This is a genomic window from Gammaproteobacteria bacterium, from assembly GCA_013816845.1.
Classification (GTDB): Bacteria; Pseudomonadota; Gammaproteobacteria; order DSM-16500; family DSM-16500; genus Aquicella.
Genome location: JACDDU010000001.1, coordinates 341375 through 358825, shown reverse-complemented (window position 1 = coordinate 358825; position 17451 = coordinate 341375). Strand labels below are relative to the sequence as shown.

Annotated in this window: 13 protein-coding genes; 6 read left to right on the top strand and 7 right to left on the bottom strand. The window is 40.4% G+C overall.

Going from position 1 to position 17451, the window contains the following annotated elements; translation table 11 throughout:
- Positions 1-80: 80 nt before the first annotated feature.
- Positions 81-1178 carry a PQQ-dependent sugar dehydrogenase gene (locus tag H0W64_01725; GenBank protein ID MBA3660422.1) on the top strand — a complete coding sequence of 366 codons (1098 nt, stop codon included), beginning with the start codon at positions 81-83 and terminating at the stop codon, positions 1176-1178.
- Between the two features lie 118 nt (positions 1179-1296).
- Here the strand turns inward: H0W64_01725 and H0W64_01720 are convergent, their stop codons facing one another.
- The 3 genes from H0W64_01720 to H0W64_01710 all read right to left on the bottom strand — a co-directional run bounded on the left by H0W64_01720 (position 1297) and on the right by H0W64_01710 (position 5674).
- Positions 1297-2580, bottom strand: coding sequence for a hypothetical protein (locus H0W64_01720; protein ID MBA3660421.1), 1284 nt, complete (start codon positions 2578-2580; stop codon positions 1297-1299).
- A gap of 92 nt (positions 2581-2672) precedes the next feature.
- Positions 2673-4991 carry a hypothetical protein gene (locus H0W64_01715; protein ID MBA3660420.1) on the bottom strand — a complete coding sequence of 773 codons (2319 nt, stop codon included), beginning with the start codon at positions 4989-4991 and terminating at the stop codon, positions 2673-2675.
- Positions 4985-5674: an ABC transporter ATP-binding protein gene (locus H0W64_01710; GenBank protein MBA3660419.1), complete on the bottom strand. Its 690-nt coding sequence runs from the start codon at positions 5672-5674 to the stop codon at positions 4985-4987. The genes H0W64_01715 and H0W64_01710 overlap by 7 nt, the downstream gene beginning before the upstream one ends.
- Here H0W64_01710 and H0W64_01705 point away from each other — a divergent pair.
- Positions 5673-6278, top strand: a complete 606-nt coding sequence (locus H0W64_01705; GenBank protein ID MBA3660418.1) for an arylesterase — start codon at positions 5673-5675, stop codon at positions 6276-6278. The two genes, H0W64_01710 and H0W64_01705, sit on opposite strands and share 2 nt — an antisense overlap.
- A 26-nt stretch (positions 6279-6304) precedes the next feature.
- On the opposite strand, the gene kdsA is transcribed toward H0W64_01705, so the two are convergent.
- Both kdsA and H0W64_01695 read right to left on the bottom strand, forming a co-directional pair.
- Positions 6305-7126, bottom strand: coding sequence for a 3-deoxy-8-phosphooctulonate synthase (gene kdsA / locus H0W64_01700; GenBank protein ID MBA3660417.1), 822 nt, complete (start codon positions 7124-7126; stop codon positions 6305-6307).
- 214 nt (positions 7127-7340) lie between these two features.
- The gene (locus tag H0W64_01695) at positions 7341-8981 is read right to left on the bottom strand and encodes a CTP synthase (GenBank protein MBA3660416.1); all 1641 of its coding nucleotides are present in this window, start codon (positions 8979-8981) and stop codon (positions 7341-7343) included.
- A gap of 170 nt (positions 8982-9151) precedes the next feature.
- Here H0W64_01695 and H0W64_01690 point away from each other — a divergent pair, with 170 nt between their 5' ends.
- The gene (locus H0W64_01690) at positions 9152-9367 is read left to right on the top strand and encodes a hypothetical protein (GenBank protein ID MBA3660415.1); all 216 of its coding nucleotides are present in this window, start codon (positions 9152-9154) and stop codon (positions 9365-9367) included.
- A 15-nt stretch (positions 9368-9382) separates the two neighbouring features.
- Here H0W64_01690 and tilS read toward each other — a convergent pair whose 3' ends face one another.
- Both tilS and H0W64_01680 read right to left on the bottom strand, forming a co-directional pair.
- Positions 9383-10702: a tRNA lysidine(34) synthetase TilS gene (tilS, locus tag H0W64_01685; protein ID MBA3660414.1), complete on the bottom strand. Its 1320-nt coding sequence runs from the start codon at positions 10700-10702 to the stop codon at positions 9383-9385.
- Positions 10699-11652, bottom strand: a complete 954-nt coding sequence (locus H0W64_01680; GenBank protein MBA3660413.1) for an acetyl-CoA carboxylase carboxyltransferase subunit alpha — start codon at positions 11650-11652, stop codon at positions 10699-10701. The genes tilS and H0W64_01680 overlap by 4 nt, the downstream gene beginning before the upstream one ends.
- Before the next feature lie 164 nt (positions 11653-11816).
- On the opposite strand from H0W64_01680, the gene dnaE reads away from it, so the two are divergent.
- The 3 genes from dnaE to H0W64_01665 all read left to right on the top strand — a co-directional run bounded on the left by dnaE (position 11817) and on the right by H0W64_01665 (position 17425).
- Entirely contained in the window at positions 11817-15266 is a 3450-nt protein-coding gene (gene dnaE / locus H0W64_01675; protein ID MBA3660412.1) for a DNA polymerase III subunit alpha, read from the top strand.
- 10 nt (positions 15267-15276) lie between these two features.
- Positions 15277-15918, top strand: coding sequence for a hypothetical protein (locus H0W64_01670; protein MBA3660411.1), 642 nt, complete (start codon positions 15277-15279; stop codon positions 15916-15918).
- A gap of 226 nt (positions 15919-16144) precedes the next feature.
- A complete protein-coding gene (locus H0W64_01665) occupies positions 16145-17425 on the top strand; it encodes an amino acid permease (protein ID MBA3660410.1) in 1281 nt (426 codons plus the stop codon).
- Positions 17426-17451 lie beyond the last annotated feature (26 nt).

The following is a 17451-nucleotide window of genomic DNA, read 5'->3' as shown; positions in this document are numbered from 1 at the left end:
TTACACGATCAAGAAAATAGCCATCACTTTCTTGATCGTGTAACATGCAAGGTATTTTAAATGCACAAAGGAAGGTCGTGATGCGCATAAGATATTTAATCTTCATTTTATTGTTTATTACCGCGAATCAAATCATCGCTCAAGATTTACCATTAAGTTCATTAAAACTTCCTGCACGCTACAGCATTTCCGTTTATGCAAACGGCATTCCCGGTGCAAGACAACTTGCGTTGGGAGAAAATGGCACCGTCTTTGTCGGCACCAAGGGTAAGAATGTGTATGCTATTACAAAATCTGGTCAACAAACCCGCGTGCGAACGATTGCAACAGGTCTAAACCAACCTAATGGTGTTGCATTCCGCAAAGGGGCACTTTATATCGCTGAAATTAATCGCATTGTCCGTCTGGACAATATAGAAACGCGCTTAGATAACCCTCCAGCGCCCGTTGTTGTCCGCAACAATCTTCCTAAAGATACATGGCACGGTTTACGCTACATTAGCTTTGGTCCTGATGACAAACTTTACATTGGTGTAGGTGCACCTTGTAACGTTTGCATTCCAACTGATCCAGTCTTTGCCACGATTATGCGTATGAATGCTGACGGGACGCAGTACGAAATTTTTGCTAAGGGCGTCCGTAATACGGTTGGCTTTGATTGGGATCCTGAAACCCAAAAAATGTGGTTTACAGATAATGGTCGAGACCAAATGGGCGATAACACGCCACCGGATAAATTAAATTATGCTCCGAACAAAGATATGCACTTTGGCTTTCCTTATCATCATGGTAAGGGTATTCCTGATCCTGAGTTTGGCAACCGCTTTCCCGAAAGTAATTTTACACTCCCAACTTTAGAGTTGCCTGCCCACGTCGCTGCCTTAGGCATGAAATTTTACAAGGGCAATGTATTTCCTTCACTCGCCGGGGATGAAGCAAAGCAAATTTTTATTGCGATGCATGGATCTTGGAACCGTAGTGCCAAAGTGGGTTACAAGATTATTCGCGTTTGGATTTGTGGCACCAATCAAGTGATTTGGAAAGAAGATTTCATTACCGGTTGGCTACAAAATCAAACGGCATGGGGCAGACCTGTGGATGTCTTAGGATTGAAAGATGGTTCGTTGCTGATTTCTGACGATTTTGCCAATGTGGTTTATCAAGTTAGTTACAAGTAAGTCCTGATTTGGTCTAGCATTGCTGAAAAGCATCGGACAATGCGCGACGACATGATAATGATATTTTTGACAACATGCGATACTCCTGGATTAGGAGGAGTATCGCCTTGTCTTCAACCTAGTTATGACCTGGACGGCGCTGGTTACGGTTAGTTGTTTTGTGCAGTTCAGGTTTTTCATTACCCTCACGAAACGCTTCAATATCAGCCGCTATTTTTTGTGAGCCTTTCGGTTTAAAAATACCTAACTGATTTAATTTTACTAAATTCTTCTTTCTTTCTACATTAAGAAGCACGCCTGCTTTAGCAAAAAACGCTTGGCTTAAGGCAGAATGAAATGGGGCAAAAATGATTGCTGCAAAAAGCGCTAAATGGCCAGCAACTCGATGACCTAAAGTAGGAGAAACATGTCCTAAAACCGAGTTAGTAAGACTTAGCAATTCATTGCGTCTCTCTAAGTTATCAGGCGCTTCAGCCACAGCAAGGCTTTTCTGTAATATCGTCTTGTAGAGGTGGTAATCAACAAATTTACTTTCCTTTTTCAATAACAACACTTCATCTTTAATAGAATTTGCAAGCTTGAGTTGCAAGGAGTAAAACTGAGTTATAATATCAAATGTCAGAGCGTCCTTCTTAACGTCATAATGATTTGTCAGCTGGGTAATCCTATCATGAGCTACGTTAATTGCTCCTTTCAGACAGTACTCTTCTTCTTGTTTTTCTAAATTTGTAAGAAGCGTATTTAAGGATTTGCTATCATTAAGATCAGCACTAAGAGAAGAATAGTAATCAATACAGTTACGTTCTTTTTTTTCTGATACCAATAGTGGTACATAATATAATTTTTCAATTAATGATCTTTCTAGCAAATGCAAAAAAGCTTGTTCTGCCGGGGATTTTCCAGGCTGCCGTAGTGTATTAATAAATGCGCTTTGCAAAAAACCAATAAGAATAAAGAAAAAATGCTTATTAATGACTTGATATGAATGAGTCAAAAAATGATTTTCAAGCTGCAGCAATTCATTTAAATAAAATCGGACACGAATACTCTGGTTAGCAGGATATTCTAAATCATACTCATTAAACGAATTCTTAATTTCCCGAAGAAGGGTAAAAAATAAGTCCATCGAATTTGCTTTTCTTTTTCGATTGAAGTCGACCCAATGACCGTATTGGTAAGAAAAGAGCTGCTGATGTCGAACTAAAGTAGCGTGGTTTTCTTTATAATCTAATTCCTGGCGTATCGGAGAGCTAGAACCACTCAGAGCCATTTGAGTTTTAAATAAAATCCTGTCATTTTCCAACTTTGTAACCGCCTCACTCAATTTCTTCGCTTGGGTATCATAGGAAGGTAATTCAGGAGCTTTGATAGGATTATAATTATTATTATTGGATCGTAGCATAACGAATGTCCTCGCATTTGAGGCATATATTGTACATGTTAGGGTAGAAAAGTCAAATTTGGACTAAAAATTGACCATATTTTATCAACTACTTAAATATGAAATATAGTGCGAAGCGCCATATGAGCAATAGCCTCCCCGAGCCCAATGGACATGATTACAATGAAGGAAAATAAGGTACCAAATTCAACAAGCATGCTTTTCCTGAGATAAGCACGTCCCGCGCCTAAGATTCTTAATAACTGATAAGTTTCCCGCCTTTCCTGATACGTTGCTTGCAAAATCGCAATGATAATAAGTACGCCAATGAATAGACTGAATAAAAACAAATATTGAATCGCTAAAACAATGTGATTAATTAATTCTCGGACTTGTGACAATAAGCTAGCTACATCAATAATCGTCATGTTAGGGAATTGTCCGATCAAACTATTCAGGATTGATTGTTGGGCGGGCGTTAAATGAAAACTAGTAATATAAGTCGATGAAAATTGATTCAATACGCCAGGGGGGAAGATGACATAAAAGTTAGGATGAAAAGAATCCCATTTAAGGGTTCGAATATTAGTAATAGTCACCAAGCGTGTTTGATCGGCAATACGAAAAGTCAATTTATCGCCTAAATGCAAATTTAAATCTTGCGCTAAATTTTTTTCAATGGACGCATAAGGTTTGCCAATATCCTTTTCACTAAAAGGACGACCCGCAACAATTTCATTATCTGAAGGGAGTCTCGTCATAAAACTAATATTTAATTCGCGATGTAAGGCATTGTTATCTTTTGCAGTCGCAGGCACTGCACTTAAAATAGGTTTATCGTTTAACGCAATTAATCTTCCTCTGACCATAGGATAAATTGCTTCGATCGCAATATTATTTTGTTGAAAAAATTGTTTTAGGGATTGGAGATCTTGTTCAGCAATATTAAACGCAAAATAATTTGGTGTATTGGCAGGTAATGATTTTTGCCATTGATTGACTAACTGATCTCGCACGACACTTAACGCAATTAAAGACATCAAAATAAGTGTAAATCCCACGCACTGAATACTAACGCTATCGCGATATTGTAAAAGCTGACGCAAACCTCGCTGAAGAGTACCTTGAACTTTTTCACTAACCTTATCAATCAATTTCAAAAAAAGCAGACTTATAAAATATAGAAATCCGATGCACACACTTAACATTGCAATAAAAAAAAGACTGAGCAAGGAGGCGCTAATTAAAATAGAAATACATAATAATAAAGCTGCACTGACAAAAATAAAATTGCTTTGCGGGAGCGGCGGGATTTTAATATTACGCCAAAGTAATAAAGGAGAGATAGAGGGTAATCGGGTAATAAGTGGATAAGAAAATATAAATAAGATAATAAGCACCATGATGAAGCTTGTGAAAATGGGGGTAAGGTTTGCAGGGGGTAAAGGGAATTGAAGAAAATTAGCAAACAATGATGCGATCCAAGTTTGAGTGATATAACCCATCAAGCTTCCCAAACTCGCTGCAAACAAACCGATTAACAATAATTGAATAAATAAGATGCCCAAGAGTTGTTTTTTGGAAGCACCAAAACAACGCCACATGGCCGCATAATCGTAACGCTTTTTTAAGTACGATTGGGTGCTGATCATGATCGCGACTGCGCTCATCAGTAAACAAACCAGCAAAATCAAATTGAGATAATTTTCCGCACGCTCAATCGCTTCACTAAAAAATAATTGTTGTGTCTTTGCATCAAGCAGTTTTTCATTCGGCGCAAGTTTAGGCCTTACCCACGCTTGAAAATGATTTAAATCACTTTGACGTCCGGTTAACAACAATCGATACTCAACGCGACTACCCGGCAGAACAGTTTTTGTTACTGTCACATCATCTAAGCGCATCATGAGGCGGGGGGCAATCAGCATGCCAGTGTTAAGTGTATCGGAATCGGCATTTAAAAATTTTGTTACTTTAAAAGTATGCTCACCTATTGAAATGGGGTCGTTGATTTTGCTGCCTAATGATTTTATAACCCTTTCCTCAACCCAGACCGTATCTGGTTTTAAAGCTTGCCTGTTAGGCTCTAAAATAGGATAAGCATCAGAGACTGCTTGGATGTTGACAAGTTGAAATCGATTATTTGCGTTAACTACCGTAAGATAAGATAAAACAATAGCGGTACGTAAACCATTCGCTTGCGTAAAATCTAAAATTTCTTTTCTTATCGGATAAGGGCTGGTCAGTGCTAAATGACCTCCCAAAAACTGAGCGCTTTGCTGAGTCAGCGCAGTTTGGATACGGTTGGTGTAAAAATGTAAAGATGTCATACCCGTGACTGCCAAGAATAATGCTAAGAAAACAATAAGCCACTCCCCCGCTCGCAGTTCGCGCCACAAAGAAACAAGAGCTAAGCGAAATAGTTTCAACATGGATGGAGCATTCCATTTTGTAGCGTAAACTGACGATCACAACGACGCGCAAGACTTACATCATGTGTCACCAACAATAAGGTAGTCTGTTGTAATTGGTTGAGAGAAAATAATAAATCAATCATTTTCTCACCACTTGCAACGTCAAGATTACCGGTCATTTCATCGGCAAGGAGCAAGGTTGGCTGATTAACAAAAGCTCTTGCAATAGCAACCCTTTGCTGCTCACCCCCTGAAAGTTGTGCTGGATAATGATGCACCCGATGCTTTAAATTAACTCTTTCAAGCCAGGCAAGCGCGATTTCTTTTGCCTTAATACTTTTTACATAGTGAATTTCTAAAGGTAACATGACATTTTCAAGCGCTGTTAACGTGGGTAACAGTTGAAAAGATTGGAATACAAAGCCAATTTCTTTACCGCGCAGCAAAGTCCTTTGCTCTTCTGTCATGGAAGACAATTCTTGCGTATTGTAAAGAATCGATCCGTGGGTTGGCACATCAAGTCCGGCTACTAGCGTCAGCAAGGTTGTCTTGCCAGAGCCTGATCGGCCCAGAATCGCAACACTTTCTCCGTGCTTTATTACAAGGTTCACATCGCTTAATATCTCAATGAGTCCGTCACCACTACGTACCTTTTTACTAAGATGCTTAATTTCGATAAAAGCAGGAGTGCGATGATCCATGAAAAAATACCTTGGTCTTTTATTCTTCTTATTCACTTTACCTTTATTTGCTAAAAATACAATTCTTGTTGTTGGCGATAGCTTGAGTGCAGGTTATGGAATTGAACAACAATTAGGATGGGTTAAATTACTTGAAGCAAAATTGCAAGCTGAACATTTTGACTATAAGGTCGTGAATGCAAGTATATCTGGCGATACAACTAGCAATGGGTTATCCCGTTTACCGCCTTTGCTTGCAAAGTATAAACCCTCTATAACGATTATCGAGCTGGGTGGCAATGATGGTTTGCGGGGATTAAATTTAGAAAACATTAAAAATAATTTACAATCCATTATTCAATTAGCTAAAGATGCAAGCAGTGACGTACTTTTGATTGGTATTCGTTTACCGCCGAACTTTGGGAGCAAGTATACGCAAACGTTTAATGAAAATTACTTAATACTTGCGAAAGAAAACAACATTCAAGTGGTACCTTTTTTATTAAAAGGGATTGATGAAAATACGACGCTTATGCAATCCGACGGTATTCATCCTAGAGCCGAAGCACAAGCCATGATTTTAAATAATCTTTGGCCGACCCTTAAAGGCTTATTAAAGCAATAAGGACTAGCCATGAGGAATTGAATTGATCATAACAAAGTATTTCGCTTAACAACTTGATCAATTTCTTTAAGATGCGCTAACAAATCATACATTTGCGCCAAGGGCCACATATTGGGTCCATCAGACGGCGCGCGATCCGGATTAGGATGCGTCTCCATGAAAATACCAGCAATACCTGCAGCGATAGCTGCACGGGCAAGGATAGGAACGAATTCACGTTGTCCACTCGACTTTCCGTTACCGCCCCCGGGAAGTTGCACAGAGTGTGTGGCGTCAAAGACAACCGGACAGTCAGTTTCGCGCATGATAGCTAGAGAGCGCATATCGGATACCAAATTATTGTAGCCAAAACTTGCGCCGCGCTCACAAACCATAATCTTTTCATTGCCAGCATCACGGGCTTTCTGCACGACATGCTTCATTTCCCACGGGGAAAGAAATTGCCCTTTTTTAATATTGATGGGAAGACCAGGTTTTGCCACACGCTGAATGTAATTGGTTTGACGACATAAAAAGGCAGGTGTTTGCATCACATCGACTACGCTTGCGACTTCGTCAATAGGCGTATCTTCATGCACATCAGTTAAGACAGGAACACCGATCGTCTTTTTAACGGCAGCAAGAATAGCAAGACCTTGCTCCAATCCCACACCGCGAAAACTTGAAATTGAAGTACGATTAGCTTTATCAAAGGAAGATTTATAAATAAAAGGAATTTGTAATGCACTTGTGAATTCTTTGAGTTGTCCTGCTGTATCTAATGCAAATTGTTCACTCTCAATCACGCAGGGTCCTGCAATCAAAAAAAAAGGATGTTTTAATCCTACTTCGAATCCACATAATTTCATTGGTTAATACTCCTTTAGTTTGAGCAACCTAGATTACTTCGTAATGCTTATAAGACGAAGTCAGAGATTATTCATCATAGCTTCCCACTTAAGCGCTGGGGCGGATTAAATTATTTCTAAGCAATTTATCTTATTTTTGTGAGCATTGCTGCGAAGCAATCCTGACGTTTAGATATTCTTTGTATATTGATTAATGAAATGGAAAGGTAAAAAATCATGATGAAACCAGTTTCTTTTCCTGATACTGATGTGCGGCGCGAATAAAATCACTAAATAAAGGATGCCCATCACGAGGTGTTGATGTAAATTCAGGATGGAATTGTGATCCGATAAACCACGGATGATCAGGTAATTCAATAATTTCTACCAAGTCATCTTCGACTGAACGGCCTGAAACAATAAGCCCAACTTTTTCTAATTCTTCGATTAAATTATTATTAACTTCATAGCGGTGACGATGCCGCTCTGTTATCACATCTTTACCATACAATGCTTGCGCGCGTGAGCCTGCTTTTAAACGACTTGCTTGACCACCTAAGCGCATCGTTCCGCCAATATCTGACTTTTCATTTCGTTCTATACGATTGCCCGTACGATCTATCCACTCTGTCACCAAAGCTACAACAGGGTAAGGTGTAGTAGGATCAAATTCCGTACTGTTAGCTTCTGCAAGGAGTGCAACATGCCGTGCAAATTCAATAATTGCAATTTGCATTCCCAAACACACACCAAGGTAAGGCACTTTTTCAGTACGAGCATATTGAGCTGCTAATATTTTTCCTTCAATGCCACGCTTACCAAAACCAGGTGCGACTAAAATACCATCTAAATCTTTTAATAAACTGACACCTTGTTCTTCTAAAGCTTCGGAATCAATATAAACAATATTGACATGCGTTCGTGTTTGGACGGAGGCATGTTTGAGTGCTTCAGATAAGGATTTATAAGAGTCCGTAAGATCAACATACTTTCCTACCATACCGATCGTAACGGTTGCGACAGGATGTTGATAAGCATCTATTACTTTATGCCATTCTGATAAATCAGCAGGTACAGGGGTCAGATTAAGCGCTTTAACCACAATTTCATCTAACCCTTGCTCGTGCAAAGCAACGGGTAATTGATAAATAAAATCGACGTCTAACAAAGGAATAACAGCTTCTTTTTCAACATTAGTAAATAAGGCTATCTTGTAGCGGGCATGATCAGAAATGGCGCGATCACTACGACAAATCAAAATATCCGGTTGAATACCAATGGAACGCAATTCTTTCACCGAATGCTGAGTAGGTTTAGTTTTGAGTTCCCCAGCTGTGGGAATGTAAGGCAGTAGCGTTAAATGAATAAACAAAGTGTTTTGTCGGCCCAATTCCATACGCATTTGCCGAATAGCTTCGAGAAAAGGAAGCGATTCAATATCACCCACTGTTCCGCCAATTTCGATCAAAGCAACGTCAGCTTCTGCCGTCCCCTTAACGATACACCGTTTAATTTCATCCGTGATGTGAGGAATAACTTGAACGGTCCCGCCTAAATAATCACCTTTACGCTCTTTACGAATAACGTTCGCATAAACTCGACCCGTCGTGAAATTATTAGCTTTGGACATTTTAATACGCACAAAGCGTTCATAATGGCCTAGATCCAAATCAGTTTCTGCGCCATCTTCGGTCACAAAAACTTCACCATGCTGTAAAGGATTCATTGTGCCAGGGTCTACATTAATGTAAGGATCTAATTTCATTAACGTAACATTCAGGCCCCGGGCTTCAAGGATGGCACCCAGCGATGCAGCAGCCACACCCTTACCTAAAGATGAAACGACACCACCTGTAATAAATATGTATTTTGTCATACGTCTGAGAACATCGAGGGGATTGAAAAACTTGAAAGTGACTCTATCAAACTCCAGCAATTGCTGCAATGCAATTAGGAAGTTTCCTTGAATTTTAAGGCTTTCTTGACACTTTTTCTGTATCCGCATAGGCTGTAGGGTTTAAAGAATGGTCGAGAAGGAGATCTTTCATGCTTATGCGTGTTTTTGTAACGCTCATTATTATCATCGCGGTCGCTGTAGGCCTTTTCGCACTGATCTTACCCCGCGATCAATTATTACGCCTTATCATTTTCCGAGATTTTTTTGATGTAACTTTACCCATTCTTGCTTTTGGTGCACTCGTTAAATATTTGTGCACGTGTTGTATCTATTGTCGAAATGGTCACGATAAAATTCTTCCCTAAGAAAATCACCCCCCCTCATTTTGAGGGGGAGGCTATCCATTCAAAGTGCAGCCCAACTTCCCCTTTTTTCGCAACATAATCTGGATCAAATTGATAACCCACTACGCCCACTAATTGCTGATCAATATAAAGAAGCGGGATGCGATCGCGTTGCCAAGTGGGAACCCGCCATATTTGGAACATATTTTTAAGTGTATGCCTGCCTCTTTGTCCTAAACTAATCCGTTCACCCCCCTGCCGAAAACTCACAACCAGGGGCACAGTAGATTTAGCTAAGCCTTGCTCTTTTAAGGTCGCCTTTAAAATCCCAACCGAGGGTATGACGAGCGGGGAAGTAACATCCCATTGGATTTTTTGTGTAGGATTATGGAAGGGTAGCTTATGCATAAGATATAAATCATCGCCAAAACGCCGCATTTCAGCCTCTCCCCAATGACTGCAAGGTGTTTTATCTTGGGCGCAAGTGAGTAAAGTGCTTTGCAAATTAATGAGCTTTTTTGTATCCGGTAAAGGATAATGAGAACGCTTGATCCACGCGCGTAACACAAGGCGCTGTTTTTGTTTTGATAGCGCATTTAACTTATCAACCGACAGCGTTTCCGGCTGACTTCCTTTTAAGTTCACCAAGAGATTGTCAGCCCATTCATCTAACAAAGCTTGCGCTTCTTGAATGTGTTCGGCCGTGCGTGCCATGGTTTTAACAATAGCTGGAAAACGTGATTTTAGTATAGGCATAATATTTGCACGCAAAAAATTGCGTGTTAAACGTTGGTCTTGATTCGATTCATCTTCAATCCATTGAAGGTGATGATGCTCAGCAAAACATTCTAAAGATTTTTTTGGTTGATAAAGAAAAGGACGGCCATGCCAACCCTGACCTAAACGCTTCAAAAGTGGCATGCTCGCAAGCCCTTTTAAACCCGAACCGCGCAGCAGTTGTAACAACAAAGTTTCCGCTTGATCATCACAATGATGTGCAGTTAATAAAATATCATCTGCAGACAACAGATCGGCAAAAAGTGCATAACGTTTTTTACGCGCAACTTCTTCTAAACTATCCCCTTGCTGAGTCGAAACTGTAACTGCATGAACTTGGTAAGGAATGCCGTAACCTTGACAAAGACGAGCACAATGCTCGCCCCATGCTTGCGATTGAGGGGATAAACCATGATCCACGTAGATGGCTTGGATGCTGGGTAGGGGTAAAACTTGTCGCAATTGATAAGCTGTTGCCACAAGTACATGGGAATCAAGCCCACCACTTAAAGCTAGCCAATAATTTTTTTCTTGGCCTTGTGTTAAAACAAATTCTTTTAATACGGCCAACAAACTCATTCAGGCAAACCGAATGACATCATTCGGCTATATCGCTTTTCAAGCAGCGTGGGTATAGCTAAAGATTGTAATTCATCTACTTGTCTTACCAATTCTCTTTTTAATCGAGTTGCCATCGCATCATAATCTCGATGTGCCCCACCTAATGGTTCCTGAATAACTTGATCCACCAAGCCTAATTGAAAAATACGGGTTGCTGTTAAATTCATCGCCTCCGCTGCGAGCGGCGCTTTTTCCGCATTTTTCCACAAAATTGATGCACACCCTTCCGGTGAAATAACTGAATAGACGGAATACTCCAACATATTGACTCGATCACCTACCCCAATGGCCAGTGCGCCGCCTGAACCACCTTCTCCAATCACTGTACAAATAATAGGAGTTTTTAACCGTGCAAAGACCATGAGATTGCGTGCAATCGCTTCGCTTTGGTTACGCTCTTCAGCTCCTATACCAGGATAAGCGCCCGGGGTATCAATAAAAGTAATAATGGGAAGTTTAAAACGCTCGGCTAAACGAGCAAGACGCATGGCTTTACGATAATCTTCAGGACTTGGCATGCCAAAATTACGCTGGATTTTTTCTTGAGTCTTTCTACCCTTTTCATGCCCCAGCACTAAGATGGGCTTTCCCTCTAAGCGCGCGATCCCGGCAATGATGGTCATTCCTGCAGAAAGCATACGATCGCCAGCAAGTTCATCGAACTCTGTAAATATTTTGGGTATGTAATCAATCGTGTGTGGCCGTTGCGGATGTCTTGCGAGCTGCAGAATTTGCCAAGGGGTTAATTTGCTAAACGTTTCTCGGGTAAGATTTTTACATTTGGTTTCGAGACGAGCAATTTCCTCGCTCAAATTAATATCAGCATCTGTCCCAACCATGCGTAACTCTTGAATCTTTGCCTCAAGCTCTGCAATTGGTTGTTCAAAATCGAGGAAATTGATGTTCATAGTTTACTCTTAACTTAAAATGCGCACATTATATCAAATTTTCATGAGAGGATACCGCTGCCTTACATGAAAGTGCCTTAAAGCATGGAAGATCTACCTTGCCTTTAAGCGGCATGGCCCTGCACAATAACCAAACCTTCGCATTTTAGCTGATAAGGGTTGTAATGGAAAAAAAATTCGTTCATTTACGTATACATACCGAATTTTCATTAAGTGATGGTTTGATTCGTATTCCAGCGCTCATTGCAGCGAGTGAGTCCCTGGGTTTACCGGCAGCGGCCATTACTGATTTGAGTAATCTCTATGCGACCGTTAAATTCTACCAAGCCGCCATGGCAGGCGGGGTAAAACCCATCATTGGTGCAGATTTATGTTTAGTAAATGAAACTGCAGCCCACACGCCCTATCGAATTACCGTGCTATGTCAAAACAATCTCGGCTACCAAAATTTATTAAAACTCGTGTCGCTCGGTTTTTTGAAAGGTCAAGTTGAGGGCAAACCCACCATCACTCATGATTGGCTAAATTCTTACAGCGATGGATTAATCACCTTACTGGGTCAAGAAAGTGATTTGGGCCAAGCACTTTTGCGACAAGATCAGAAACAAATTAAAAATCTTTGTGATTATTGGCTCACTTTATTTCCTCAGCGTTTATACCTAGAAGTTAAACGAATTGGGCAAAGTCAGGAAAATGAATTTATAAAAAAAGTCGCGCTACTTGCTGAAAAAAAATTAATCCCACTTGTTGCCACCAACGATGTGCGGTTTCACCTTCGTGAGGATTTTGAAGCACACGAAGCGCGTGTTTGCATTCAGGAAAGCTGGATTTTAAATGATCCTAATCGCCCTAGAAAATATACTGAACAACAATATTTGCGTTCTGCAGCTGAAATGCATGCTTTATTTCACGATTTGCCGGAAGCCATCTTAAACACGATCGAAATTGCAAAGCGCTGCAACGTTACTTTTTCATTACATCAAAATCGTCTCCCGCACTTTAAAGTGCCGGAAGGATTTACGACTGAAAGTTATTTAAGTGATATCGCAAAAAAAGGATTGGACCTTCGACTTGCTACCATTTTCTCTTCTGGAGAAGACAACACTTTCGAAAAGCAAATTGCCTATGATGAACGTTTGAATCGAGAATTAGCAGTTATCAATAACATGGGCTTTGCAGGTTATTTTTTAATTGTGGCTGACTTTACTAAATGGGCTAAAGAAAACGGCATTCCCGTCGGTCCCGGACGCGGATCCGGTCCCGGTTCTTTAGTAGCTTTTGCGCTCAACATTACTGACCTTGACCCCCTTGCCTTAGGCTTATTATTTGAACGTTTTTTAAATCCAGAACGTGTTTCCATGCCAGATTTCGATATCGATTTTTGTATGGAAGGACGCGATCGCGTTATTGAGTATGTGATGAAAACGCACGGTAGTGAAAGTGTTTCGCACATTATTACTTACGGAACCATGGCTGCTAAAGCCGTAGTGCGTGATGTCGGACGCGTGTTGGGATTGGGGTATGGTTTTGTGGATAAAATTGCGAAACTCATCCCCTTCGAACTTGGCATGACTTTAGAAAAAGCACTGATACAAGAACCCCTTTTAAAAGAACGTGTTGAAAAAGAAGAAGAGGTTCGCACGCTAATCGAGCTTGCCAGAAAATTGGAAGGGGTCGTACGCAATGTCGGCAAGCATGCGGGAGGTATTGTTATTGCACCCGGTAAATTGATTGATTTTGTACCCCTTTACTGTGAACCCAATGAATGTGCTCATCCTGTCACCCAGTTTGATAAAGATGATGTTGAAGCTGTCGGTTTAGTTAAATTCGACTTTTTGGGATTAAAAACCCTCACCATCATTAATCGGGCTTTGACGATTATTAATCAAAAAAGAAGAGAAGAGCAAAGTGAGCCGATTGATATTACGCTCATTCCACTTGATGATAAAAAAACTTTTGCTCTCCTTAAAGATCATCAAACCACTGCAGTGTTTCAACTTGAATCGCACGGTATGCGCGATTTGATTAAACGACTGCAACCGGACTGCTTTGAAGATTTGATTGCCCTTGTTGCACTTTTTCGTCCTGGACCTTTGCAAGCGGGGATGGTGGAAGATTTCATTAATCGTAAACATGGACGCGCTAAAGTTGTTTATTCTCATCCTGATTTGGAAGCTATTTTAAGTCCGACGTACGGGGTCATCGTCTATCAAGAACAAGTTATGAAAATTGCACAAGTTCTTGCAGGTTACACCCTGGGTGCTGCCGATATTTTACGTAAAGCGATGGGAAAGAAAAAACCAGAAGAAATGGCCAAGCAACGTAAAATATTTTGTGAAGGAGCGAAAGTTCGCGGCGTTGCCAAAGAAGTGGCGAACTCCATTTATGACTTAATGGAAAAATTTGCAGGTTACGGATTTAACAAATCGCATTCGGCTTCCTATGCACTGATTGCTTATCAAACTGCATGGTTAAAATCACATTATCCTGCAGCTTTTATGGCTGCCGTTTTATCTTCGGAAATGGATCGAACAGAAAAAATTATAACTCTCCTTGAAGAATGTAAAGCCTTGCAACTTCATGTATCACCGCCTGACATCAATCGCAGTGAGTATTTTTTTAAAGTCATTGATGATCGACATTTATTATATGGCTTGGGTGCGATCAAAGGCGTTGGTACTTCCGCCATCGAAAATATGATTCAAGCCCGGAATGAACAGGGAGAATTCAACAGTTTATTTAATTTTTGTCAACGGCTCGATTTACGTAAAGTTAATCGTCGTGTTATTGAAGCACTGATTAAATCGGGAAGTTTTGATGGTTGGAACAAGCATCGTGCTCTACTTATACAAAATGTTAACCTTGCCTTACAGCAAGCCGAACAAAACAGCCAAGATCGATCAACCGGCCAACATGACTTACTCTGTTTTACCGAAATCAAACAAGATCCGCATTATGTTGATGCAGTCATTTGGAATGAAGAAACAAGGTTAGCAAATGAAAAAGAAACGTTGGGATTTTATCTCACGGGGCATCCACTCACCAAATATCTACCTGAATTTGTGCATTTCACTTCTTCTCGTATCAGTGAATTAAAAGGAACAGAACAAACCATTCGCATCGCCGGAATTATCACTGCCTTACGCACAAGACAAACCAAAAAAGGCGATCGTATGGCGATCTTAACCCTTGATGATGGGACAGCCCACATTGATGGTGTTTGCTTCAGTGATACCTATAACAAATACCGTCACTTGCTCATTGAAGACCAAATTCTTATTGTTGAAGGTGACGTATCGATTGATGAATTCAACAATGGCTTGCGTATTATGGCTAAAGATTTTTATACACTCGATCAAGCAAGAGAACGTTTTGCTAAAGCTTTACAAATCAATGTTCCTGCTTCTTTTTCTTTTAATGGTTCTTTTTTACAAAAAGTATTAGAACCCCATCTAGGTGGCGGTTGTCATATTGTCATGCGATATATTCGCAACAATATCCAAGCTGATATAAAATTAGCTAAACGATGGGCTATCAAACCGACTACTGCTTTATTACAAGCTATTGATGAACATTTTAGCGTTGAATGTTCGGAACTTAAGTACCGCGACTAAGGAGAAAGTTATGCCAAACTATTTTTGGTGTTTCATCATGACAATCATTATTTCGATAGGATCGAGTTATGCAAGCCCTGTTCTAGAATGTAAATCCTATCCATTTTTGAAGCCTGCCTTTAGTGAAACGAATTATCGTAACTGTAAGCAATTGCTGCAAAGCTGCCCCTTAAGTGGACCTTACCCAAGTACTGCTTGCATACAACAAATTGCTAAGAATAACCGATCCTGCAACCAGTTAAGTCAACTCGCCAAAGTGTTACACGCAACCCCTGCGACCCTTTCTATGGAACGCATCGGTAATTTTGCTCTTATCGACCAAGTGTTCATTGCTGATGGCCAACATAGTTATTATATTTTGACGCCAAAAAACTGCCTCATTAATACTAAAATTGATCCTAGAAATTTAAGTGCAGCTTTGAAAGAAGATTATAAAAATTTTCCTTTCGTGATTACCAATTGGGATAAACCTAAAATTGTTAAAACTGGGGACCAAATCACTAACATCATTGCGACCCTCAAAATTACAAAAACCTGTATCGCTTGTGAATTAGTCGGTTACGCCCAAATTCATTATGAGTTTGACGAAGCGGGTAAATTAATCAATGTCAATTTACCGAATGATAGCTTAAGTGAAACACCTGCGTCTTAATCTGGTATGGCTTCGCTCGCAGGCTTTCGATCAAAGACATAGGATTACTTAGTGAGTAGAGACGCCATCAGGCTACATACTACATGCAACTTCATAATTAATATTCATAGCCTGAGTGGAGCGCAAAGCGCTTAACCCAGGGAATTAACCTACCCTGCACTCAGCTCCTCAAGTTCGGTTTAAGTAGAATTGACTAAACTTCTTTGAAACTTGTATAGTCAATGACATGCCTCAATCTCCTATGCAATCTCGAATTTCATTACCCGCTGCAATTTCAATTGGCATCGGGGGCATGATTGGTGCTGGAATTTTTTCTATCTTGGGTGTGGTTGCCGAAGCCTCGGGTAGTGCGATGTGGGTTTCTTTTCTTATCGGTGGCATCGTTGCACTCTTTTGCACTTATTCTTACGCAAAATTAGGAGCAAAATTTCCTTCAGCGGGCGGTGCAGTTGAGTTTCTTGTACGAGGCTGGGGGGTCGGCTCGATCAGCGGTAGTTTGAATTTATTGATGTGGGTTGGGTATATCGTAGCTATTGCCTTATATTCGCAAGGGTTCGCAGCCTATTGCATGACTTTTTTTACTAATCATCCTACCCCCATCTTAGCGAAGAGCATCGCATCAGCTGTCGTTATTTTCTTTACCTTTCTCAATTTTCTGGGTGCAGGATCTGTCGGTCGGGCTGAATTATTTATTGTCGCTGTCAAAGTTTCTATTCTTATTTTATTTGCCGTATCAGGGTTATTTTTTATTCACGCCGAATATCTTTCACCGGTCCACTGGAAAGGCGTAGAGAATATTTTCTTTGGCGCAGGGGTTTTATTCATTGGATATGAAGGCTTTGGTTTAGTTGCGAATGCCGCAGGCGATATGAATAACCCTGCTAAAACGTTGCCCCAAGCATTATACTTAAGTGTCATTATCGTCATTGTGATTTATCTCGCCGTTTCAATCACAGTCGTTGGCAATCTGCCCATTGCTGAAATTTATGCAGCACGCGATTTTGCTTTAGCGCAAGCCGCCAAACCTTTCTTTGGCAACATGGGATTCAAATTAATTGCAATTGCAGCTTTATTTTCTACAGCTTCTGCGATCAATGCCACGCTGTTTGGCGGTGCCAATGTTAGCTACATGATTGCACGTGACGGCGAATTACCCCCTATTTTTGCTCGTTCAGAATGGCGAGGTGCTACGGGAGGATTGTTAATCACCACGTTATTGGTGATTTTATTTATTCTATTTTTTGATCTTGCTAGTATCGCTATGATGGGTAGCGGTGCATTTTTATTAATTTATGCCGGTGTCAATGCAGGCCACTTGAGAATTCTTTCTCAAACAGGCGCGCAGAAATGGCTTGTTATGATGTCATTAATTCTTTGTTTAGGCATGTTTGTTATCCTCGAAATTTACACTTTAAGAAAGGCACCTCTTGCAGTTTATGTGATGATTTTTTTAATAATAGGATGTTTTCTATTTGAGAAAATATACCGCACCATGAGACGTCCATAATTTCATCTTGATAAGATCTTTCTTTT